The following is a 22224-nucleotide window of genomic DNA, read 5'->3' as shown; positions in this document are numbered from 1 at the left end:
TTGCATTGGCGCCAGCGGCGTGCATTGTCAGGCCTCCGTGCGCTCTGCAACGCGCATGATGGCGCTGCGCGAACGGGGGTTGGCTGACACTTCGGCCGCGCTCGGCTTGATCCGGTCCAGCGCGACCAGCTTCATGACCTTGGGCGGAGCAAAAGGCATCCGGCGGTCGTAAACCTCCTTGGAATGCTGCGCAATAAACTGCTTGACGATGCGGTCTTCCAGCGAATGAAAGCTGATCACCACCAATCGCCCGCCAGGCTGCAGCACCGACAGGCTGGCTTCTAGGGCTTGCTGCAGCTCTTCAAGCTCAGCGTTGATGAAAATCCGCAAAGCCTGAAATGTGCGCGTTGCAGGGTTCTGGCCCGACTCGCGGGTCTTGACCGCGCCAGCCACGAGATCGGCCAGTTCGGCGGTGGTTGCAAGAGGCCCCCGTTCCTCGCGCCGAGCAACAATCGCCTTTGCAATGGGGCCAGCAAACCGTTCTTCACCGTAGTCACGTATCACCTCCGCAATCTGTTGAACCTCGGCAGTGGTCAGCCACTGGGCCACGCTTTCGCCCCGCGTGGTGTCCATGCGCATATCCAGCGGGCCATCAAAACGAAAACTGAAACCGCGCTCGGGGCTGTCGATCTGGGGTGAGCTCACCCCCAGGTCCATCAGCACCCCGGCCGCGCTGCCCGGCGGCAAATCCGCCAGATGGCGAAAACCTTCGTGCCGAATGGAAAAACGCGCATCGGTGATGCGCGTTGCCTCGTGGATGGCTTCCGGGTCCTTGTCGAACGCCACAAGGCGCCCCTGCGGCCCCAGCCGCAGCAAAATTCGCCGGGAGTGGCCGCCACGCCCAAAGGTGGCGTCCACCCAGGTGCCGGCAGGCTCGGGGCCCGCGCCGCCCAGCAGCGCGTCCACGGCTTCATCCAGCAGGACGGTGGTGTGTTGCAGATCAGGGGTCACCACGGGCCTTAAAAAGAAAAATCCTTGAACACATCGGGCATTTCGCCCTGCATGGCCTGCGCTTCCTGCGCGTCGTAAGTGGCCTTGTCCCACAGCTCGAAGTGGTTGCCCATGCCCAGCAAGATCGCATCCTTGGCGATACCGGCCGCCTGGCGCAACTCGGGCGACACCAGCACGCGGCCGGTGGCATCCATCTCGACATCCATGGCGTTGCCCAGAAAGATCCGCTTCCACCACTGGGCCGCCATGGGCAGCTGGCCAATGCGTTCGCGAAACTTCTCCCATTCGGGGCGGGGAAACACCATCAGGCAGCCATGGGGGTGCTTGGTGATCGTGAGTTGGCCGGCCGCAGTCGCGCTCAGGACGTCACGGTGCCGGGTCGGCACAGACAGCCGACCCTTCGCATCGAGACTCAGCGACGAGGCACCTTGAAACACTTAACGATTCCCCTACTCGGTTGATACCCCGGAATCCGAAAAACGGAGTCCAAGGGCACTTTTCACCACTTAATTGCACTTTTTTGCACTGTAGCAGGAAAAGCACTCATGACAAGAGGGCTTGCAACAAACTTTTGCAATGAAATCAAGGACTTAGGAGCGTTTTTAGAAGAAGGAAAACAGTAAAACCTGTTATCCAATAAGCACTTACAAGTGCCTACTCAAGTGATACCTGAAGGCAAAACATGCCTCTGCGCGAATGGGCAATCCGATGCAGCACGGGGGCGCGAAGCCGCAGACAGCGCTGCGGGGCGCCAAGGCAGCGCAGCGCAGAGGCCGGAACCGCCCAGGCTGCGAATCTGCGTCAGAGGATGTAGCGCGACAGGTCTTCGTCCTGACTCAGGGTTTGCAGCCGCGTGTCGACATAGGCCGCGTCCACGGTGATCGTCTGGCCAGAAAGGCGCGCCGCATCGAAGCTGACATCGTCCAGCAGCCGCTCCATCACGGTGGACAAGCGGCGTGCACCGATGTTTTCCGTGCGCTCGTTCACATCAAAGGCAATGTGCGCAAGGCGGGTGATGCCTTCAGGCAGGAAGTCGAGCGCAACCCCTTCAGTGGCCAGCAGCGCCTGGTATTGCTTGACGAGCGAGGCGTGTGTCTGCGTGAGGATGGCTTCAAAATCCTGCACCGACAAGGATTCGAGCTCCACCCGGATCGGAAAGCGCCCCTGCAGTTCGGGAATCAGGTCGCTGGGCTTGGACAGGTGGAACGCGCCGGAAGCGATGAACAGGATGTGGTCCGTCTTGACCATGCCGTATTTGGTGGACACCGTGGTGCCCTCCACCAGAGGCAGCAGGTCGCGCTGCACGCCCTGGCGGGACACATCGGCGCCACTGGTCTCCTGGCGCGCCGCCACCTTGTCGATCTCGTCGATGAACACGATGCCGTTCTGCTCGGCATTGGCGATGGCGCGGGCCCGGATCTCTTCTTCGTTCACCAGCTTGCCGGCCTCCTCCTCGGTGAGCAGCTTCAGGGCCTCGGCAATCTTGAGCTTGCGGGTGTGGCGCTTGCCCTGCCCCATCTGGCTGAACATGCCGCGCAACTGCTCGGTCATTTCCTCCATGCCCGCCGGGCCCATGAGTTCCACCTGGGGGCGGCTCTCGGCCAGGTCGATCTCGATGTCCTTGTCGTCCAGGCCGCCTTCGCGCAGCTTCTTGCGAAACACCTGGCGCGCCGTGCTGTCCGCGGCCGGCTCGGCGCCCGCGGCGGCACGGGCCGGCGGGATCAGCACGTCCAGAATGCGCTCTTCGGCCGCATCTTCGGCGCGGGTGCGAACCTTCTTCATTTCAGATTCGCGCGTCTGCTTGACAGCCATTTCGGCCAGGTCGCGGATGATGGCATCCACATCCTTGCCGACATAGCCCACTTCGGTGAACTTGGTGGCCTCCACCTTGATGAAAGGCGCATCGGCCAGGCGCGCCAGGCGCCGGGCGATCTCGGTCTTACCCACGCCGGTGGGCCCGATCATGAGGATGTTCTTGGGCGTGATTTCCTGGCGCAGGCTGCCTTCGACCTGCTGGCGGCGCCAGCGGTTGCGCAGCGCAATGGCCACGGCGCGCTTGGCGCTGGCCTGGCCGACGATGTGGTTGTCGAGTTCGGAAACGATTTCCTGGGGGGTCATGGACGACATGGCAGAAATTCCAGTCAAATATGGCTCTAGTGCTTACCTATAAAGCGTTAGTAGCTATCAAAAACATATCAAAATAATCAACAAACCTTCCACCCAGTCGGCCTACAGCGTCTCGATGGTGTGGTTCATGTTGGTGTAAATGCACAGCTCGCCGGCGATTTCCAGCGAGCGCTTGACGATGTCCTGGGCAGACAGATCGGTGTGGTTGAGCAGCGCCTTGGCGGCCGAATGCGCGTAGGCGCCGCCCGAGCCGATGGACACGATGCCCTGCTCCGGCTCCAGCACATCGCCATTGCCGGTGATGATCAGCGAGGCGCTGGCGTCGGCAACGGCCAGCATGGCTTCGAGGCGGCGCAGCACGCGGTCGGTGCGCCAGTCCTTGGTGAGCTCGATGGCGGCACGGGTGAGATGGCCCTGGTGCTTTTCGAGTTTGGCCTCGAAACGCTCGAACAGCGTGAAGGCATCGGCCGTGGCACCGGCGAAGCCCGCCAGCACCTTGCCGTGGTAGAGCTTGCGCACCTTGCGCGCCGTGCCCTTGACGACGATGTTGCCCAGGGTGACCTGGCCATCGCCGCCAATGGCGACCTGCAGGCCCTGGGGTGTTTGGCGGCGCACGCTCAGGATGGTGGTGCCGTGGAAAACAGGAGTTTGGCTAGATTGTTCCATAGCCGCGTCAGGTGAGGGCGGGGTTGCCATTTGCAAGCCGCCAGCCTCATGCCCACCCATCACCGCTTCAGTTCTTGCGCGGAACGACCCAGGCGTGCTCGCTGACACCGATCACATTGAAGAAGATCGCCACCAGGCGGTGCAGATTGTGGAACTGCACCACATGGCCGCGGGACTGCTGCTCGGCCGCCCAGTTGAGCACCGAGCCGGCGGCGCCAAAATCAATGCGGATAAGCCGGTCGCAGGCAATGGTCAGGGGCTCACCGGGGCGCAGCAGCGCCTCAAATGGTTCCAGCAGGGGCGTGGCATCGCCATCAATGTGACCGCTCAGCGCCGCCGTCCGGGCCGCCTCGGGCGCGGTCTGCACCGCAGAGTCGGCCGCCTCGGGGGCCAGCAGATCCTGCCCGTCGGCCTGCGCACCGGGCACCGGTGCGTTTTCGCTGTCGGAATAGCCGCAACGCGGCGCGGTCCACGAGGGCGGCGAGACTTCAAAGGTTACGCAGTAATCCAGCGCAACCAGCTCGAATTCGTCAGGGCTGGCCATGAGCCGCATGGCCGCCATGCGCAGGCGCCACCACTCAGGGCTGTTGGAGCGGTCGCCCGACTGGGTCTTGCTCTCCAGCAGGGCCTTGAGCGCAGACACGCCGGAAAACACAAACTGCCCACTGCGATTGGCCCACTGGATGAACTGATCGGCCAGCAGCGGCACGGCCGCCTCGTCAATGGCGGTCAGGCGGCCCCAGGCCAAAGTCCAGGGCGGGGTGGCACGGGCCAACGCGGCCTGCAACGCGGCCACCGATGACACGGCCACGGTCGAAGGTGCAGCCCAGCTGAAATCACGCCGTGCAACCGCAGGCGCCACGACGGGTGCAGCCGCAGAGGCCAGCCCCAGCTGCTCGGGCATCGAAAACCACAGGGGTGCCGACCGGCTGAAACGCGCGGCGAAGTCGATCGCCAGGGTGTCAAAACGGTCCTGCTGGCCGGTTGCGCGGTACAGGTCAAACAGCGTCATCCAGATTTCCAGCTGCTGCAGCGGGTCATCCTGTTGGTGCTGGGCAAGCACATCCCGCAGGCCAGACTCGGCGCCGGCATGGTCGCCATTGGCAAACCGGATGGCGGCTTCTTCCAGATCGGGTTCGTGCACAAATTCCTCCGGTTCGACTGCGGGTTCAGGTTCGGCTGCGGCAGGGCTGAAAGACGCTGCGGGTGCGCCAGCGCGCATGGGGGCATCTTTGCCGCCAAACCCCGCAATGGCCATGCTGTCGTCCGCAAACAACGGCGCCACCGAGGGCCTGACCTCCAGCGGAGCCTGCAAAGTGCCCGGCCGGGTGAGCGCATAGGCGCGCGCGGCGGCCTCCTCTTGGCCCTGGGGCTGCATGTCGGCAGGCTGGGTGGGGGCATCTGCCGTGTGCTTGCCCTTCCACCACTGCTGGGACATCTGCGCTTCGATCTCGTCGATCTTCTTGAGCGTGACGGCGCGCCCGTCGGGTGACGCCATGCTGCTCTGAAAGAACGACGGGCGACCCGCGGGGTCTTCCGCGCGATCGCCCTGCAGCACCTCGCGCTGGCGCAGCTTGCGCAGTTGATCAAACTCGCGGCGGCGCACGAAGTCGTTGCGCCGCTTGCGCTCGATCATCTCCTTGAGCATCTGCTTGCTGTATTGGCTTTCCCGGTCGGCCTGGATCGAGTCGAGCTCCGTCCAGTTAACCGTGGGGTTGCGCACAAACCGCACCACCTTGGACAGCAGGCCGCCGGGTGTGGTTTCTTCCTTGCTCATAGGCAGTCAGAACGGGTGCGCATGGAAATATGAAGCCGCTCGGCCTTCAGTCTCCAAACATTTTCTGTTTGAGTTCACGGCGTTGCTGCGCTTCCAGCGACAGCGTGGCGGTGGGGCGGGCAATCAGGCGACCCACCCCGATGGGTTCGCCGGTTTCATCGCAATAACCATAGTCACCCGAGTCGATGCGAGCAATGGACTGCTCGATCTTCTTGAGCAGCTTGCGTTCGCGGTCGCGGGTGCGCAACTCGAGCGCGTGCTCTTCTTCAATGGTGGCGCGGTCGGCGGGATCGGGCACCACCACGGTGTCTTCGCGCAGGTGCTCGGTGGTTTCACCGGCACTGTTGTGGATTTCCTGCTTGAGTTGAACGAGCTTGAGGCGGAAAAACGCCATCTGCTTGTCGTTCATGTACTCGCTGTCGGGCATCGCGATCACTTCGGCGTCGGTCAGCTCTTCGGCCGTTTTGGCCTTCCAGTTGTTCGCCAGCTTGGGGTCTTTTTTGGCAGCCGTGTAGGTGGGGTGCACTTGCGCGGTCGTGGGCATGGTGTGTTGATAACTGGCTTTGGCAGCGGTCGAAGCCACTGCCTGGGCCATGGATGGTACGGTCAATTGGGCCAGCCGGGATGAAGGCCGGGTGCTGCGCACGGGTACTTGGCTGCCGGCCCGCAAAACCTGTGCGGGCTCCTCTGCCACTGCCGGGCTGGCGGCTTTGGGGGCGACCTTGGCAGCAGCCTTTGCAGCAGTCTTGGTTGCCGCTGGGGCGGCAGCACTGTGTGCCGCGGATGGGGCCGCTTTTGCGGCCGCCTTGGGTTTGCTGGTTTCGGCTTTCACTGACGGGACTCCTCGCGTAACGGGCTGGCCCGGGCTGCGCAGGCAGCCAAGGGCGGGTGGCAAGCCTTCCGGGGTTTTACCGGGGCGCGATTGTATCGACCTGGGCGGACGCAAACGAAAACGTTGCAGATACAACACATAAGGATGTGGGGCAATCCCCGCCTCCCCCGTCAAAACCGGTCAAACAAGGCTCTGCTCCAGCCCCTGCAGGAAGATGTCCTTGGGCAAATCAATGCCGATAAAGACCATTTTGCTGGTGCGCGCCTCTCCTTCAGCCCATTGCGGCCCCAGGTCGCTGCCCATGAGCTGGTGCACGCCCTGAAAGATCACCTTGCGGTCGGTGCCCTTCATGTTCAGCACGCCCTTGTAACGCAGCATGCGCGGGCCATAGATGTTGACGATGGCGCCCAGAAAATCCTCCAGTTTGGCCGGATCGAACGGGCGGTCCGACCGGTAGACAAAGCTTTTCACATCATCGTCGTGATGGTGGTGGTGCCCATGGCCTTCATGGCCGTGCTGGTGCGATAGATGGTTGCACTGCTCGCCATGCGCATGGTCGTGGTGGTCATGGTCGTGATCATGGTGATCGTGCGCCGCCTCTTCCTCCTTGAGGAAATCCGGGTCGATGTCGAGCTTGGCATTGAGGTTGAAGCCCCGCAGGTCCAGCACCTCCTTGAGCGGCACCTCGCCAAAGTGCACGGCCTTGATGGGCGCGCGCGGGTTCATGTGCTTCAAGCGATGGATCAGCGCATCGGTTTCCTCGGCGCTCACCAGGTCGGTCTTGGACAGGAATATCTGGTCGGCAAAACCCACCTGGCGGCGCGCTTCCTGGCGGTCATTGAGCTGCTGGGCAGCGTGCTTGGCATCGACCAGGGTGATGATGGAGTCGATCAGGTAGGTCTCGGCGATCTCTTCGTCCATGAAGAAAGTCTGCGCCACGGGGCCGGGGTCGGCCAGGCCGGTGGTCTCGATCACGATGCGCTCGAAGTCCAGCAGGCCCTTGCGGCGCTTGGCGGCCAGCAACTGCAGCGTTTCGCGCAGATCCTCGCGGATGGTGCAGCAAATGCAGCCATTGCTCATCTGCACGATCTGCTCCTTGGAGTCGGTCACCAGGATGTCGTTGTCGATGTTCTCTTCGCCAAATTCGTTCTCGATGACGGCGATTTTCTGGCCATGGGCTTCGCTCAGCAGGCGCTTGAGCAGCGTGGTCTTTCCGGAACCCAGAAAGCCGGTGAGGATGGTGACAGGAATGAGGGACATGGGGAGCCTTGGGAGAAGCAACGGGCCGTGCAACCCGCTGCCAAATGGTGCGCCGCTGGCAAGCCAGGCCGCAAAAAGGGATGAGTTTAGCGGGGGAGCAAAGCCCGTGCCGGACACCGCCAAACCAGGCCGCCTGCTGCGGGAACATGCGCCATTTCGCCCTATTTCGTTGGCGCCTTGTCCACCGCGCGCAGCATGCGCAGGCCATTGAACACCACGATCAGGCTGGCCCCCATGTCGGCAAACACGGCCATCCACATTGAGGCGCCGTTGAACAGCGCCAGCCCCAGAAAAACCAGCTTGATGCCCAGCGCCAGGGCAATGTTCTGCCAGAGCACAGCGCGCGCCTGACGCGACAGCCGGATGAGCTCAGGAATGCGCCGCAGGTCGTCGTTCATGATGACCACATCGGCAGCCTCCATGGCCGTGTCGGTGCCCGCCGCCCCCATCGCGATGCCGATGTCGGCCCGGGCCAGCGCGGGGGCATCGTTGATGCCGTCCCCCACCATCGCCGTCAGACCATGGCGCGCCTGCAGGGCTTCGATGGCTGCCAGCTTGTCTTGCGGCAAAAGGTTGCCCTGCACCTCATCAATGCCCGCCTGAGTGGCGATGGTGCGGGCCGTCACGGTGTTGTCGCCCGTCAGCATCACCGACGCCACGCCCATCGCATGCAGCGTGGCCAGCGCCTCGCGCGAACTGTCCTTGATGGTATCGGCCACGGCAAAAATGGCCAGTACGGCGATATCCGTCGCCAGCAGCGTCACCGTACGGCCCTGCGCCTCGTGGGCTGCCAGCCGGGCCTCGATACCGGCGTTGCACAGGCCACGCTCCTCGATCAGGCGGTGGTTGCCCAGCACCAGCGCCTGCCCGGCGATGCGGGCCTGCACGCCGCGCCCCGGCAAGGCCGTGAAGCCCTCCAGCGCGCCACCGGGGGGCGCCGCCTGCGCCACAGCCAACCCCTGTGCGATGGCCCCCGACACCGGGTGGTCGGAATGCCCCGCCAGATCGGCGGCCCAGCGCAGCACCTGCGCCTCTGGCACCGGGGTGAGCCCCTCCTGCGGCAGCACCTCGGTCGCCACCAGGCAGGGCCGACCTTCGGTGATGGTGCCGGTTTTGTCGAACGCAACGGTCTTGAGCTGGTGTGCGGTTTCCAGATAGACCCCGCCCTTGATGAGAATGCCGCGCCGCGCGGCTGCGGCCAAGCCGCTCACCACCGTGACAGGCGTGGCGATGACCAGTGCGCACGGGCAGGCAATCACGAGCAGGACCAGGGCCTTGTAAAGCGCCTGCAGCCACGTCACGTCTGTCAGCCAGGGCATGAGCACTGCCACCGCCACCGCCAGCCCGAACACCACCGGCGTGTAGATGGCGGCGAATTGGTCCACCAACTGCTGAGTGGGCGCGCGGCTGGCCTGCGCCTGTTCCACCGCGTGGATGATGCGGGCCAGCGTGGTGTTGCTGGCCGTGGCAGTCACCCGCATTTCCAGGGTGCCGGTGTCATTGATGGTGCCGGCAAACAAGGTGTCGCCCGCTGCCTTGTCTACAGGCATGCTCTCGCCCGTGACCGACGCCTGGTTCACGGCACTCGCGCCCGAGATGACCACGCCATCAAGCGGCACGCGCGCACCGGGCCGGATGCGCACCACCGCGCCCAGCCGCACTGCGGCTGCGGCAACCGGCTGCCAGGCGCCGCCAGGCTGGCGCAGTTCGGCCGTATCGGGCGCCAGGTCAAGCAGGCTCTTGATGGCGTTGCGCGCCCGGTCCACCGAGCGGGCCTCGATGAGCTCGGCAAGGGCATACAGTGCCATCACCATAGCCGCTTCGGGCCACTGGCCGATCACAAAGGCGCCGGTCACGGCCACGGTCATCAGCGCATTGATATTGAGCCGCCCGCGCCCCAACGCGGCAAGGCCTTTGCGGTAGGTGGAAAAACCGGCCAGCCAGATGGCGGCGGCAGCCAGCGCCATGCCCACCCCCTGGAACACCCGCGTGTCTGGCGCCAGAAAGGCCAGCAGCTCGGCGGCCACGGCCAGCCCCAGCGCCAGCCCCAGGCGGCCCAGGCCTTCGGCGCCTGGCAGTTGCCCTTGCGCGGCAAGGCCCTCGCCCGCGCCCTCTTGCGCCAGGGGCTGTGGGTCAAACCCCGCCTGCCGGATGGCCGCCAGGATCTGCGGCAAATCCGACGGCGCTGCATCAATGGCCACCGTGCGGGCGGCCAGCTGAAAGCGCAGGCCACGCAGGCCAGACACGCTCGCCAGCGCGTGGCGGATCTCGCTTTCCTCGGCCGCACAGTCCATGGTGGCGATGCGAAAAACCGCCCCGTGGGTGCCGCCAGGCATGCGGACTGCCGCGCCCTGCGCAGGGGCGTTGTCAATGAACGCATCAGAGGAACAATGGCTGCAGGCATCGGCAGCGGAGGAAGGGGCGTGCGGGTTCGCGCTCATGGCTTCTTTCATGACTTGCCTCCATTGGAAACCCTGATGCCACTACAGAGTCAAGTCCCTACAATGAACCATGCCATCCCTGCACGCACCCGCACTGGCCTGGAGGGTCAACCCATGAAAATCGGCGCACTGGCCACCCTCACCCACACCCCCGTCGAAACCATCCGGTACTACGAACGCGAGGGTTTGCTGCCCGAGGCCGCCCGTACCGGCGGCAACTACCGCATCTACGACGAGGCCCAGGCCGCACGCCTGTCGTTCATACGGCATTGCCGGGGCCTGGACATGACGCTGGACGAGATTCGCACCCTGCTGCGCTTCAAGGATGCGCCCACCCGCAATTGCGGCGATGTCAACGCCCTGCTGGACGCGCACATCGGCCATGTGGCGGCGCGCATCCGTGAACTGCGCCAGCTCGAAAAACAGCTCAAGAACCTGCGCGAGCAGTGCCACGAGGCGCAGGACGCCGCCCACTGCGGCATCCTCAACGAGCTGACCGACATCGCCAGCCGGCCGGGCCGCCCGCACGCGGGCCATGTGCACGGCACGCATGCCCGCACGGCCGCGCACAAGGCCAGGCCAGCGCCGCAAAAACCGGGCGGCTAGCCAGCCCCCCGGTCAGCCTTTGCGCATCACCACCAGACCCTTGAGGTATTCGCCCTCGGGAAACTCCAGCGTCATCGGATGGTCGGACGCGCCGCCCAGGCGCTCCAGGATGTAGCCGTCCACCCCCGCATCGGCGCCCGCGGACGCCACGATCTTGTGAAACAGGTCGGCGCTGATACCGCCCGAGCACGAAAACGTGAACAACACACCGCCCGGTGTCAGCAGTTGCAGCGCAAGCCGGTTGATGTCCTTGTAGGCCCGCGCGGCGCGGTCGGCATGGGCTGCGGAGGGGGCAAACTTGGGCGGGTCGAGCACGATGGCGTCAAAGCGCTGCCCTTCCTTGAGAAACTGGCGCAGCGAGGCGTTCACATCGGCGTCGAGAAAGCTGGCACGGTTCACATCAAAGCCATTGAGTGCCACATGCGCCCGCGCACGCTCGAGTGCGGGTCCGGAGGAATCGATCGAGACCACCTGCCCGCCCGGCGCGCCGCCTGCCTTCTCGGCAGCAAGCATGCCGGCCAGCGCCGCCACGCTGAAGCCGCCGGTGTAGCAAAAGCAGTTGAGCACGCGCTGAAACCCCAGGCGCCGCGCGTAGTCGGCAAAACGCTTGCGGCTGTCGCGCTGGTCCAGATAGAAGCCGGTCTTGTGGCCTTCGGCGATGTTGAGAGTGAGCTGCCACTGGTGTTCGTGGATGGTCAGCTCCACCGGCGGCGCCTCGCCCCCGGCCACCGGCCCGCCGCGCAGCCAGCCGGTGGCGGGCTCCAGGCCTTCCAGGGCGCGCACGCTGGCGTCCGAGCGTTCGTACAGCCGGGTGAGGCCGGTTTCGCGCAGCAGCGCATCGGCAATCACCGCCTTCCAGCGCTCGGTGCCGGCACTGGTGAACTGGGCCACCAGCGTGTCGCCATAACGGTCCACGATCAGGCCGGGCAGTCCGTCGGACTCGCCATGCACCAGCCGCACGCCATCGCTTTGCACATCAAAACGGGCTCTGGCAATGATGGAACGTGCGCAAGCAGCGATGAAAAACGGCGCATCAATGCGCTGCGCTTCGTCAAAGCTCCACACCCGCGCACGGATGCGCGACGCGGGGCTGAACGCCGCCCAGGCCAGAAACTGCCCCTCGTGCGACTCCACTCGCACCGTCTCGCCGCTGTCGCCGCTGCCTTTGGCGATGGCGCTGTCAAAGATCCAGGGGTGGCGGCGCTGCAGCGAGCGCTCTTTGCCGGGTTTGAGTCGAATCGTTTTCATCAGCGGATTGTGCGCGCTCCGCCTTGCTTTGCCGCAGGCCTATCGCCCCAGCAACGGCCCTGGCCAGACGTCAACAGGCAAACAGCCTCATCACTGAACACCGCCATCGTCGGCACCAGGCCAGCGACCAACGATGCGCCCATGGTTTGGAACTTTTTCCAGGCCAGAAGCAAACCCCACCCTTACACGGACGTCACGATTCAGTCATATACAAGTCGTAGCATTTGTCTACACCTTTCACGGCACCTCCCACATGTCTGAGACTTCCGCGTATCTGAGCGACTTCCGACCCCGCTTCCGCCAGCCCAGCGCTGCAGACTTGTGCACACCGGCTCCCTGCATGACGACCGAGTCCACCAACGAAAAGGTGCTGGAGACGTTCACGCAGCACCGCGAGCTGGTCAGCCTGCCGGTGGTAGAGGGCCAACAACCCATCGGTCTGATCAATCGCGACATCTTCCTCTCGCAGATCAGCAAGCCATTTCGCCTGGAACTTTACGGCCGCAAGAGCTGCATCGCTTTCATGGACAAAGAGCCACTGGTCGTTGATGCATCCATGGACATCGAGACGCTGACCTTCAAGGCCGTCGAGTTCGGCGAAAAAGCCTTGTCCGACGGCTTCATCATTACCCGCAACAACGAATTTGCCGGCGTGGGCAACGGCCTGCAGCTCATGCGCGCAGTGGCCGACATTCAGGCCGCGCGCAATCGCCAGATCATGCACAGCATCGAATACGCCAGCGTGATTCAACAGTCTGCCCTGCGCAGCTCGCGCGAAATTCTCTCGCTTGCCTGCCCCGAGGCCGATCTGGTCTGGGAGCCTCGCGATGTCGTCGGCGGTGATTTCTACCAGTTCAGCGTGGATGACGGCGGCTGGTTTGCCACCGTGGCAGATTGCACAGGGCACGGTGTTCCGGGCGCCTTCATGACCCTGATCGCCTCCAGCAGCCTGAGCCAGGCGATCAAGGAAAAAGGGGCGCGCGATCCCGCCGCGTTGCTCGCCATCGTCAACCGCAGCATCAAGCAGATGCTGGGCCAGGTCGGTGGCCAGGACGGCACACCAGGCTCCGACGATGGCATGGATGCCGCATGCTTTTGGTACGAGCCCGGCACCCGCCAGATGGTTTTTGCCGGAGCCCGCCTTTCGCTGTTCGTGCTGCGCCCCGGCGTCGATCAGGTGGACGTGGTCGAAGGCCAGCGCAAGGGCGTGGGCTATGTGGACAGCGAACTCGATTACGCCTGGCGCAACGTGGCGGTGGACCTGCCTGCGGGCAGCCTGGTGTTCGCCACCACCGACGGGCTGGTGGACCAGGTGGGCGGCCCGCGCGCCATCGCCTTTGGCAAGCGCCGCCTGTGTGAGCTGTTGCGGGGCCTGGCAAGCAGCACCCCTGCCCAGCTCAATCGCGATGTACTCGCCGCGCTGCAGCAGTGGCAGGGCGAGCACCACCGCCGCGACGACGTGACGTTTTTCTGTTTCCGTACCTGAAGAGACTTCGAATGATCCGCTCTGCCGTTGCCAAGGAATATGGCACCTTCTTCCATCTGGCGCGAGAGCACCAGGTCATTTTTTACTACGTGGGCTACTTCTCGCAAAACATCGTCGCCGCCATGGCAGAGGCGGTGAAATTGCAACTCGAAAGTGCGGGCGTGGCGGGCCCGACGCGACGCAAGCTGTTCTCGTCCTTCGTTGAAATGGCGCAGAACATCATCCACTACTCGTCCGATGCACTCACCCCCCCCAGCCAGGACAATGGCGAGCTGCGCCACGGCTCGGTCTGCATCCGGCGCGAGGACGATGGCAGCTTTCTGTTGCTGTGTGCCAATCCCGTCCACCCCGAAACGGGCGATGCGTTGCGCACGAAGCTGGAAACGCTGACCGGCATGTCGCCCGAAGAAATCAAGCAGGCTTACCGCATGACGCTGCGCGAGGAAACGCCCGAGGGCAGCAAAGGTGCCGGCATGGGCCTGCTCACCATGGCCCGGGATGCGCGCGAACCCCTGGAATTTGATTTTGCACCGCCCGAAAGCGCCAACGGGTCCGCGGTTTTCTATCTGAAGGCCGCGATCTGACGCGCCGGCCCGACAACGAACAGAGATCACGAATGGACAACCTCTACATCGCCCCCACACCCAGCTCCCCAGAGGTGGATTTTCGATTTGACACCCACACCCTGGGCCTGCGCGGCGAGTCTTACCCCGAGAATGCAGCCGCCTTCTACGGCCAGGTCATCGAGCGCCTGAAGGAGTTCCTTGGCACGCTGCAGGACAGCAAGGTAGAAGTGAATATCGCGCTGGCGTACTTCAACAGCTCCAGCACCAAGATGCTGTTCAATGTGATCGCAGCGCTCGACGAGGCGGCGGAGGCCGGCAACCACATTGCCCTTAACTGGTACCACGACGAGGAAGACGACACCATTTTCGAGTTCGGGCAGGAACTGCACGAGGACTTTCCGGCCATTCATTTCGTCAGCCACACGGTGAGACCCGCCTGAATGGACTCAGCCAAGCCAGCGCCAGATCTTTTCGAGGCCGAGCACCGGTCGATGCTGGATGCCCGTGCCGTTTACGAGACGGGCACTGCGGCAGGGGGTGACGCGTACCGCCAGGCGCTGGGCGATCTGCTGGCCGCCTATGAGCGCCTGCTGCGCGAGACGCGCCGCCTGGTGCGCCGCAGCGACCGCGCCGAGCTGGAGATGACCCTGCTCAACCAGCGCCTGCAGGACCTGGCCACAGAACTCGAATACCGCGCCACGCACGACCCACTGACGGGCGTGCTCAACCGCGCCGCCATCATCGAGCGCGTCAATCAGCACGCCCTGCAACACGACCTGGCCCTGATCGTGCTGGACATTGACCATTTCAAGCGCGTGAACGACAGCTTTGGCCACCCCGTGGGGGACACCGTCATTCTGGGCGTTGTGGACAGCCTCAAGGCCGTGGTGCCCCCCAATGCCCTCATCGGCCGCGTCGGCGGGGAAGAATTCACCGTGCTCCTGCCACAGCAGGAGGCGCAAACGTCAGAGCAGGTTGCCCAATTGATGCGCGAAGCCATCGAGAACCACGCATTCAACCTCCCTGATGGCAGCCGCATCACGGCCAGCTTCGGTGTGAGCCAGTTGTCACGCGGCGGCAGCTTCGATGACGCCTACGGGCTTGCCGACGAAGCCCTGTACGTCGCCAAACGCGGCGGCCGCAACCAGGTAGTGCGTGCGGTCGACACTGTGCCGAGCTAAATCGCAGGCAGTCCGTGATGCGTGCTGAAATGATGTCCTCCACTACCGCCACAGACCCGTTGCGCTGTGCAAGCTCGCAACTGCCAGCCTGGCGGGTGCTGGTCATCGACGACGACCCCGAGGTGCATGACGGTATTCGCGACGCATCCGCAGGTCTGAGGCTGTTTGACCGCCCGCTGGAACTCGTGCATTGCACGCATGGCGATAACGTACGCGCGCTGCTGCTGGGCGAGGCCGACCTGGCCGTGGTGATGATGGACCTGGTATCGCAGCACGCGGGCGGCGGCCTGGCATTGCTCGATTTCATGCGCCACACCGCCGGCCTGCGCAAGACACGCCTCGTGTTGCGCACGGAAGCCCCGCACTGCGTGCCCGATCTGGACACGCTTTTGCGCTATGACATCAGCGACTACCACTCCAAGACCGATTTGACGCCGGATCGCTGGGGGGCCATCGCGGCCAGATCCGTGCAAGGCTACCAGCGGTTGTGCGCCTTCGAGGCCAGTCGCCGCAGCATGGAGGCGATCGTGTGCTCCAGCACAGCGCTGCTGGAGCACACCGATCTGAGCGCCTTCGCCACCGGGGTCATCACCCAGCTCGCAGCCTTGCTGGGTGTGCCGGGGCAAGCACTGGCCTGTGTTCGGGATACCACGGCAGGTCCATCCGGCACCTACCGCGTGCAAGCCGCCACGGGACGTTTCGCGGGCTTGCTGGACTTGCCCATGGCCGCGCTGCCTGATGCGACCATGCTGCGCCTACTGCACCGGGCCCTCGACACACGGGGCAACGCGCTGGACAACCCCGTCCAGCCGTTTGCTGCGCCCGGCGTGCTGCCACCGCCCCGCTGCTGCGGCGACAACGTCTTTGGCGATGACCGCGGACTGGCCCTGTACATCGGCAGCCCCGGCGACCAGGACATGGTGGTGTTCATCGAACTGGCGGACCCGGCCATCGGGCCCGATCGGCAGTTGCTCGATTTCTTCTGTGTCAGTTTCAGCACCTTGCTGCGCAACCGGGGGTTGCTGGAACGCCTGCGCCGGTCGGCCTATTCCGACCCGCTGGTCTCGCTGCCCAACCGGGCCTACTTTATTGAGAAGGTGGGTGAATGCGTGCAACGCGGCACGGAAGGCATGATGCTGGCCCTGGTCGATATTGACGACTTCAGCGCCACCAACGAGATGATGGGGCACCGCTTCGGCGATCGCCTGCTCAGTGCCGTTGCGCAGCGCCTGGCCGAAGTCCTGCCCGCCGGAGTGATGCTGGCCCGCGTGGGGCCCGACACCTTTGGCATCCTGGGGCCCGCACACATGGTTCCACCACAGCAGCTGCCGGACTGCGTGCGCGACCCGCTGACCATCAACGACACGCCCCACAAGGTATCAATGACCTGTGGGTATGTGCTGCTGCCCCAGGGTGCCAGAACGGGCGACGACCTCGTCAAGGACGCAACCATCGCGCTCAAGCGTGCCAAGCGCGATCACCGCGGTCAGCAACTGCAGTACGCGGCCCACATGGGCGCAGAAGCGAAAGAGCGCGCAGTGCTGCTCTCAGAACTGCGCAAGGCCATAGAAAACGCTGAGCTGTTTCTGGTTTACCAGCCGCAGGTCGATCTCGAAACGGGCAATGTCATCGGACTGGAAGCCTTGCTGCGCTGGCGCACCGCCGATGGCCGCCTGGTGCCGCCAGACCAATTCATCCCCGTGGCCGAACATTCGAGCCTGATCCTGCCCCTGGGCCAGAGGGCGCTCGAGATGGCCTGCCAGACCCTGCGTGAACTGCAAATGGCCGGACTGGCACCTGCGCGCATGGCGGTCAACGTCTCCGTGGTCCAGCTGCGCGACCCTGGCTTCCTTGACATGGTGTGCGCCGCACTATCGGCCAACGGCCTGGCGGGACACCACCTGGAATTGGAAATCACGGAATCCGTGGTGGTCCTGCCCACACAGTTGCTGCAATCCACGCTGAATGCCCTGCGCGCCCACGGCGTCACCATCGCCATTGACGACTTCGGCACGGGCTACTCCTCGCTGAGTTACCTGGAGCGGCTGCCGCTGGACCGCATCAAGATCGACCGCACTTTCGTGCAGCAACTGGATGCCCCGCACGGCGGGCGCGTGGCCGAAATGGTGGTGCAGCTGGGACGCAAGCTGGGACTTCAGGTGCTGGCCGAAGGCATCGAGAACGCTGCTGCATGGCAAGCGCTGCAGGCCATGGGCTGCCACCACGGGCAGGGCTACCACATCGCCTACCCCATGGAAAAAACCGACCTTTTGCGCTGGCTGGCGCAATCCTGAAAAGAGCGCCGGCAGCACGCGTCGGCAGTGGCCCGGGGCTCACGCGCCCCCAGGTTTCCTGCGCGCACGCGGGTGTGCCGCGTCGTACACCTTGGCCAGGTGTTGAAAGTCGAGCCGCGTATAGACCTGCGTGGTGGTGATGTTGGCGTGGCCCAGCAGCTCCTGCACGGCGCGCAGGTCGCCACTGCTTTGCAGCAGGTGGCTGGCAAACGAGTGGCGCAGCATGTGCGGGTGCACCGGCGTGGTCAGCCCCGCCTGCTGGCTGCGCTGGCGCAGGCGCAGCCAGATCGACTGCGCCGTGAGCCGCTTGCCGCGCTGGCCGACAAACAGGGCGGTATCGAGCCGCGCCGAGCCCTCACCGCCAAACGGTGTGGCCCGCAATTGCAGCCAGGCCCCCAGCGCCGCAGTGGCAGCGGTGCCCACCGGCACGGTGCGGCGCTTGCTGCCCTTGCCGAACACATGGGCTTCGCCCGCCTGCAGATCGACCCAGCCTCGGCCCAAGCGCTGGGTGTCGGCATGGGGGATGGCGTCGAGCCCGGCCAGTTCGCCCACGCGCAGGCCGCAGCCGTACAGCAGCTCCACCATGGCCGCATCGCGTGCCTCCAGCCAGGGGTCGGCGCCGGTGTTGTCGAACTCGGCCAGGCGCACGGCGTCGTCCACGCCCAGGGCCTTGGGCAAAGGCTTGGGCGCCTTGGGCGCGCGCACGTCCTGCACCGGGTTGTGCGCCATCAGCCCCTGCCGCCCGGCCCAAATGAAAAAACCGCGCCAGCCCGACAGGATGAGCGCAATGCCGCGCCCGCTGCGCCCGCCGCTGTGCATCTGGGCCACAAAGCGGCGGATGTGCGCGCTCGTGAGCTGCAGCAGCGGCAGGTTCACGCCCGCCGCCAGCTGCGCCAGCTTTTCCAGGTCCAGCGTGTACAGCGTGAGGGTGCGCGCGGCCAGGCGCTTTTCCACGCGCGCATGCTCCAGGTAGCGCAGCACCAGCGGATCGGGCGCAGCCGCCACGGTGCTTTGCGGCTTGGAGAGGTCAGCCATGCGCAGGAACCCGGCCAGTGCCTGGGGTGGCGGCTCAGAGGCTGAGCGTTTTTCGGCCGTGCCCGAAAGGCGCGTCAAAACACGCCGGGTCTAGGCGCACAACACAGCCATAGCTCGGGCTATGGCGAGTATTTGCAACGACGAGCCGGTGTGTTTTGGCGTGCAAGGCGGGCATGGATGAAAGACTCTCAGCCTCTCAGTGCAAACGCAGCAATGCCGCGCTGGCCAGCTCGGCCATGCGCGACAAGAAGTCGGTGCCCATGGTGGCGTCAAAGCGCTGCGGGTCGGGCGAGCCCAGCACCAACAGGCCGAACGCCGGCGCAGCGCTGTCCACGGCGCCTTCGCGCAGCGGCAGCAGGGCCAGCGACTGGGCCGCCGCACCATCCTCCTGTGCCAGCCAGACCGCAGGTTCAAACCCCAGGTTGGGGCCGCAGAACGGCATGGTCAGCGAGGTGGCGAACGCACGGGCGTCTTCGCTGGCGCCCTGGGCAAAGTCGGCGTCGATATAGGCCCCCGAAACTCCCCAGACCCGCACGGCGGCCTGCGGCACATCGAACAGGGTGCGCACGCCGTCCACCACGGCCTGGGGCAGGTCCATGGGGTCGCGCACTTGCAGCAGGGCGCTGGCCCAATGGTCCACCTTGGTGGCGATGGCGGCATTCTCATGGCTGTTGCGCACCATGTCCATGATGCGCTGCTCCAGCCCCTTGATCTTCTCGCGCAGCATTTCGGCCTGGCGCTCCTGCAGGCTCACGGCCCGTGCGCCGTGGGGGCTGGTGATCTGCACGCTGGCCAGCACCTCGGCGTGGCGCTCGAAAAATCCGGGCGTCTGGATGAGGAACTGGGCGATGTCGTCTTCAGTGATGGGCGAGATGGGGGAACTGGTGGTCATAACGTGTCAGGGAGTTCGATCTGGCCGTCAAAAACTGTTATGGCCGGACCGGTCATGAAAACGGAGTCGGCCTCGTGGCCGCTCCAGGCAATGGTGAGCAGGCCGCCGCGCGTTTGCACGTCTACCTGCGCGTCAAGCAGCCCCAGGCGTATGCCCGCTGCCACGGCGGCACAGGCCCCGGTGCCGCAAGCCAGGGTTTCGCCCGCGCCGCGCTCGAACACGCGCAGGCGCACATGGCTGCGGTCCACGATCTGCAGGTAACCGGCATTCACCCGCTTTGGAAAGCGCGGGTGCGATTCGATCAGCGGGCCGGTCTGCGCCACGGGCGCGGTGTCCACATCCTCCACCAGCTGCACGGCGTGCGGATTGCCCATGGACACAACCGCTACAAATATAGGAGCTGCTTGCGCTTTATCAGCAAGGGCTAGAGGCCATTTTTGCCCCAAATCCTGGACCACCGGCGTAAGGCCGGTCGCATCAAAGGGCACCCGTGCCGCATCGAACACCGGGCGGCCCATGTCCACCGTCACGCGGCCGTCGGGCGTGCGCCGGGGCGCAATCACGCCCGAGAGCGTCTGCACACGGATGGTGTCCTTGGCGGTCAGGCCCTTGTCGTACACATAGCGCGCAAAGCAGCGCGCGCCGTTGCCGCACTGCTCCACCTCGCCGCCATCGGCGTTGTGGATCACGTATTCAAAATCAATGCCGTCGCCCGGCGAGGGCCGCACGGTGAGGATCTGGTCGGCACCCACGCCGAAGTGGCGGTCGGCCAGCAGGCGGTAGTGCGCCGGCGTGAGGCCCAGGCGGCCCTGGGTTTCGTCGAGCACCACGAAATCGTTGCCCGCGCCCTGCATTTTGGTGAAGCGAATCTTCATGGGTCGAATTATCGTCGGTGGGCTGCCAATCACCTCGGGCAGCGCCGGTTTCGCTACCGGATTAGTCTTGCGCTCTTGTGGCGCCGCTGTGGCTGCCACCCGCAAGGACTCATCCATGCCCGATCTTTCCGCCTTTGCCATCACCCACAAATGGCCCGCCCGGCACCCCGACCGCATCCAGCTGTATTCGCTGCCCACGCCCAATGGAGTGAAGGTGTCGATTGCGCTCGAAGAGCTGGGCCTGCCCTACGAGCCGCACCTGGTGCGCTTCGACACCAACGACCAGACCTCGCCCGAGTTCCTGTCGCTCAACCCCAACAACAAGATTCCCGCCATCCTCGACCCCAACGGGCCGGGCGGCCAGCCGCTGGCGCTGTTCGAGTCCGGCGCCATCCTGCTGTACCTGGCCGAAAAGACCGGCCAGCTGATCCCGCAAGACGCCGCCGCGCGCTACGAAACCATCCAGTGGCTGATGTGGCAGATGGGCGGCCTGGGGCCCATGTTCGGCCAGCTGGGGTTCTTTCACAAATTTGCCGGCAAGGACTATGAAGACAAGCGCCCGCGTGACCGATACGTGGCGGAATCCAAACGCCTGCTCGGCGTGCTGAACCAGCGCCTGGCGGGCCGCCAGTGGGCGATGGGCGAGCAGTACACCATCGCCGACATCGCCATCTTCCCGTGGGTGCGCAACCTGATTGGTTTCTATGGTGCGGGCGATCTGGTGGAGTTTGGCCAGTTCACGCAGGTGCAGCGCGTGCTGGATGCGTTTGTGGCACGGCCTGCCGTGCAGCGCGGGTTGGTCATTCCGGCGCGGGACTGAGAAAACTCACTCGAGCAGCAGCACGTCGATGCGCGGCACCACCGCCAGCCTCGCCGGCAGGCCGATGGTGCCGATGCCCGCCGTCACGAACAACGGTCCGGCCTGCGTGGCGTACAGGCCCTCGAACCAGCCCTGCGCGCTCATGCCCGGCAGCACCCATTGGCGGGTGACCCAGGGCAACGTGATCTGGCCACCGTGCGTGTGGCCGCTGACCACCAGGCTGGAGCTGCCCGCTGGTAGCAGAGCCGCCGTGTCGGGCTGGTGCGCCAACACCAGCCGGGGCGTGGCGGGGGTGCCGGGCGGCAGCAGGCGGGCAATCTCGCTGAGCGGATCGCCGCCCCACCGGTCGCTCAGACCCACCACCTCCCAGCCCTCGGCCAGCAGGCGCCGCCCATCCAGCACCTGCACGCCGTGGTCCTGCAGTGCCTGACGCAGCGCCTTTGCCAGCGGTGGCCCGGGCGCGCCGGTGTCGTGGTTGCCCAGGACGCCCCACACCGGGTGGCGCAGCCGCGAAAACGGCTGCAGCAGCGCATGCAGGTCGCGCGGCGGTTCGTACGTCCAGTCACCCGCCACCACCACGGCATCCACGTCCAGCGCATTGAGCCGATCAACCAGCCGCTCGACCTGCCAGCCCCGCACGAACAGGCCGGCATGCACATCGGCCACCAGCGCCAGCCGCAGCGGCGGCAGCTTCACCGGCGTCTGCAGCCGCAGCCGGTGCTCGTGCACCGTCAGCAGGCGCGGCTCCACCAGGCCGCTGTAGGCCACCAAGACCAGCGCCCCCAGCCATGCCAGCCGCAGCACGCTGCGCCCTGCACCCTCGCGCAGACCCAGCAGCGCTGCGCCGCACCAGGGCAACACGGCCCACACGGCCCAGAAGATCCACAGCTTGAATAGCACGACCGCCTCGCGCCCCGATTCGATCCAGCGCCCTTCCCGGTCGAGCCAGGCCAGCACCGCCGCCAGCGCCAGCCAGACCCAGCCCAGGCCCAGCAACGCGCTCCGCACCCGGGCGATGCGGGCGCAGGAAGCGGCAGAAAAGGAGGGGCGATGCATCGCGGGTGGTGACTTCGTCTCTGAGGGCAGCGCATTGTGCCCGCGCCCCACCGCGCAAGCCGTCCTGCCCATAATGCAGCCCATGACACGCCCCAGCCAGCTTCTGCACCC

20 protein-coding genes are annotated in these 22224 nt (G+C 65.2%); 7 read left to right on the top strand and 13 right to left on the bottom strand.

Going from position 1 to position 22224, the window contains the following annotated elements:
• Nucleotides 1-27: 27 nt before the first annotated feature.
• From rsmH to DTW89_RS09060, 8 genes are all read right to left on the bottom strand, one after another.
• On the bottom strand, nt 28-951 hold the full coding sequence (rsmH, locus tag DTW89_RS09095; RefSeq protein ID WP_114655712.1) for a 16S rRNA (cytosine(1402)-N(4))-methyltransferase RsmH: 924 nt from the start codon (nt 949-951) through the stop codon (nt 28-30).
• An 8-nt stretch (nt 952-959) separates the two neighbouring features.
• The gene (gene mraZ, locus DTW89_RS09090; protein WP_024812956.1) at nt 960-1388 is read right to left on the bottom strand and encodes a division/cell wall cluster transcriptional repressor MraZ; all 429 of its coding nucleotides are present in this window, start codon (nt 1386-1388) and stop codon (nt 960-962) included.
• Between the two features lie 364 nt (nt 1389-1752).
• Complete coding sequence (hslU, locus tag DTW89_RS09085) at nt 1753-3078, bottom strand: ATP-dependent protease ATPase subunit HslU (RefSeq protein ID WP_114655699.1); 1326 nt, start codon at nt 3076-3078, stop codon at nt 1753-1755.
• A gap of 102 nt (nt 3079-3180) precedes the next feature.
• Nucleotides 3181-3744, bottom strand: a complete 564-nt coding sequence (hslV, locus tag DTW89_RS09080) for an ATP-dependent protease subunit HslV (protein WP_114655698.1) — start codon at nt 3742-3744, stop codon at nt 3181-3183.
• Nucleotides 3745-3811: 67 nt separating this feature from the next.
• Nucleotides 3812-5521, bottom strand: coding sequence for an STAS domain-containing protein (locus tag DTW89_RS09075; protein ID WP_114655697.1), 1710 nt, complete (start codon nt 5519-5521; stop codon nt 3812-3814).
• A 46-nt stretch (nt 5522-5567) separates the two neighbouring features.
• On the bottom strand, nt 5568-6353 hold the full coding sequence (gene dksA / locus DTW89_RS20060) for an RNA polymerase-binding protein DksA (protein WP_087747580.1): 786 nt from the start codon (nt 6351-6353) through the stop codon (nt 5568-5570).
• A gap of 180 nt (nt 6354-6533) precedes the next feature.
• On the bottom strand, nt 6534-7613 hold the full coding sequence (locus DTW89_RS09065; protein WP_114655696.1) for a CobW family GTP-binding protein: 1080 nt from the start codon (nt 7611-7613) through the stop codon (nt 6534-6536).
• A 161-nt stretch (nt 7614-7774) separates the two neighbouring features.
• A complete protein-coding gene (locus tag DTW89_RS09060; RefSeq protein WP_201740975.1) occupies nt 7775-10066 on the bottom strand; it encodes a heavy metal translocating P-type ATPase in 2292 nt (763 codons plus the stop codon).
• 102 nt (nt 10067-10168) lie between these two features.
• Between DTW89_RS09060 and cadR the strand changes: the two genes are divergently transcribed.
• On the top strand, nt 10169-10660 hold the full coding sequence (cadR, locus tag DTW89_RS09055; protein WP_114655710.1) for a Cd(II)/Pb(II)-responsive transcriptional regulator: 492 nt from the start codon (nt 10169-10171) through the stop codon (nt 10658-10660).
• 12 nt (nt 10661-10672) lie between these two features.
• Here cadR and DTW89_RS09050 read toward each other — a convergent pair whose 3' ends face one another.
• Entirely contained in the window at nt 10673-11908 is a 1236-nt protein-coding gene (locus DTW89_RS09050) for a class I SAM-dependent rRNA methyltransferase (protein ID WP_114655695.1), read from the bottom strand.
• A gap of 253 nt (nt 11909-12161) precedes the next feature.
• Here DTW89_RS09050 and DTW89_RS09045 point away from each other — a divergent pair, with 253 nt between their 5' ends.
• Genes DTW89_RS09045 through DTW89_RS09025 form a run of 5 tightly spaced genes read left to right on the top strand, consistent with a single transcriptional unit; the run spans nt 12162 to nt 17435 of the window.
• Complete coding sequence (locus DTW89_RS09045) at nt 12162-13394, top strand: SpoIIE family protein phosphatase (RefSeq protein WP_114655694.1); 1233 nt, start codon at nt 12162-12164, stop codon at nt 13392-13394.
• A gap of 11 nt (nt 13395-13405) precedes the next feature.
• Nucleotides 13406-13978, top strand: a complete 573-nt coding sequence (locus tag DTW89_RS09040; RefSeq protein ID WP_087747584.1) for a SiaB family protein kinase — start codon at nt 13406-13408, stop codon at nt 13976-13978.
• Between the two features lie 32 nt (nt 13979-14010).
• Complete coding sequence (locus tag DTW89_RS09035) at nt 14011-14400, top strand: DUF1987 domain-containing protein (protein ID WP_087747585.1); 390 nt, start codon at nt 14011-14013, stop codon at nt 14398-14400.
• Nucleotides 14401-15141 carry a GGDEF domain-containing protein gene (locus DTW89_RS09030; RefSeq protein ID WP_087747586.1) on the top strand — a complete coding sequence of 247 codons (741 nt, stop codon included), beginning with the start codon at nt 14401-14403 and terminating at the stop codon, nt 15139-15141. It begins immediately after the preceding gene.
• A gap of 32 nt (nt 15142-15173) precedes the next feature.
• On the top strand, nt 15174-17435 hold the full coding sequence (locus DTW89_RS09025; RefSeq protein WP_236637083.1) for a two-component system response regulator: 2262 nt from the start codon (nt 15174-15176) through the stop codon (nt 17433-17435).
• Nucleotides 17436-17474: 39 nt separating this feature from the next.
• Here the strand turns inward: DTW89_RS09025 and DTW89_RS09020 are convergent, their stop codons facing one another.
• The 3 genes from DTW89_RS09020 to dapF all read right to left on the bottom strand — a co-directional run bounded on the left by DTW89_RS09020 (nt 17475) and on the right by dapF (nt 20237).
• Nucleotides 17475-18470 carry a tyrosine-type recombinase/integrase gene (locus tag DTW89_RS09020; RefSeq protein ID WP_087748399.1) on the bottom strand — a complete coding sequence of 332 codons (996 nt, stop codon included), beginning with the start codon at nt 18468-18470 and terminating at the stop codon, nt 17475-17477.
• A gap of 196 nt (nt 18471-18666) precedes the next feature.
• Nucleotides 18667-19362 (bottom strand): DUF484 family protein, encoded by a 696-nt coding sequence (locus DTW89_RS09015; protein WP_087747588.1) that lies wholly within the window; start codon nt 19360-19362, stop codon nt 18667-18669.
• Complete coding sequence (gene dapF / locus DTW89_RS09010; protein WP_114655692.1) at nt 19359-20237, bottom strand: diaminopimelate epimerase; 879 nt, start codon at nt 20235-20237, stop codon at nt 19359-19361. The genes DTW89_RS09015 and dapF overlap by 4 nt, the downstream gene beginning before the upstream one ends.
• A 115-nt stretch (nt 20238-20352) precedes the next feature.
• On the opposite strand from dapF, the gene DTW89_RS09005 reads away from it, so the two are divergent.
• Nucleotides 20353-21057, top strand: a complete 705-nt coding sequence (locus DTW89_RS09005) for a glutathione S-transferase N-terminal domain-containing protein (RefSeq protein WP_114655709.1) — start codon at nt 20353-20355, stop codon at nt 21055-21057.
• A 6-nt stretch (nt 21058-21063) separates the two neighbouring features.
• Here DTW89_RS09005 and DTW89_RS09000 read toward each other — a convergent pair whose 3' ends face one another.
• Nucleotides 21064-22113, bottom strand: coding sequence for a metallophosphoesterase (locus DTW89_RS09000; RefSeq protein ID WP_147277642.1), 1050 nt, complete (start codon nt 22111-22113; stop codon nt 21064-21066).
• Between the last annotated feature and the right edge of the window lie 111 nt (nt 22114-22224).

Origin of the sequence: Acidovorax sp. BoFeN1 (assembly GCF_003345135.1) — a bacterium.
Classification (GTDB): domain Bacteria; phylum Pseudomonadota; class Gammaproteobacteria; order Burkholderiales; family Burkholderiaceae_C; genus Acidovorax; species Acidovorax defluvii.
This window is presented reverse-complemented; position numbering and strand designations above follow the sequence as displayed.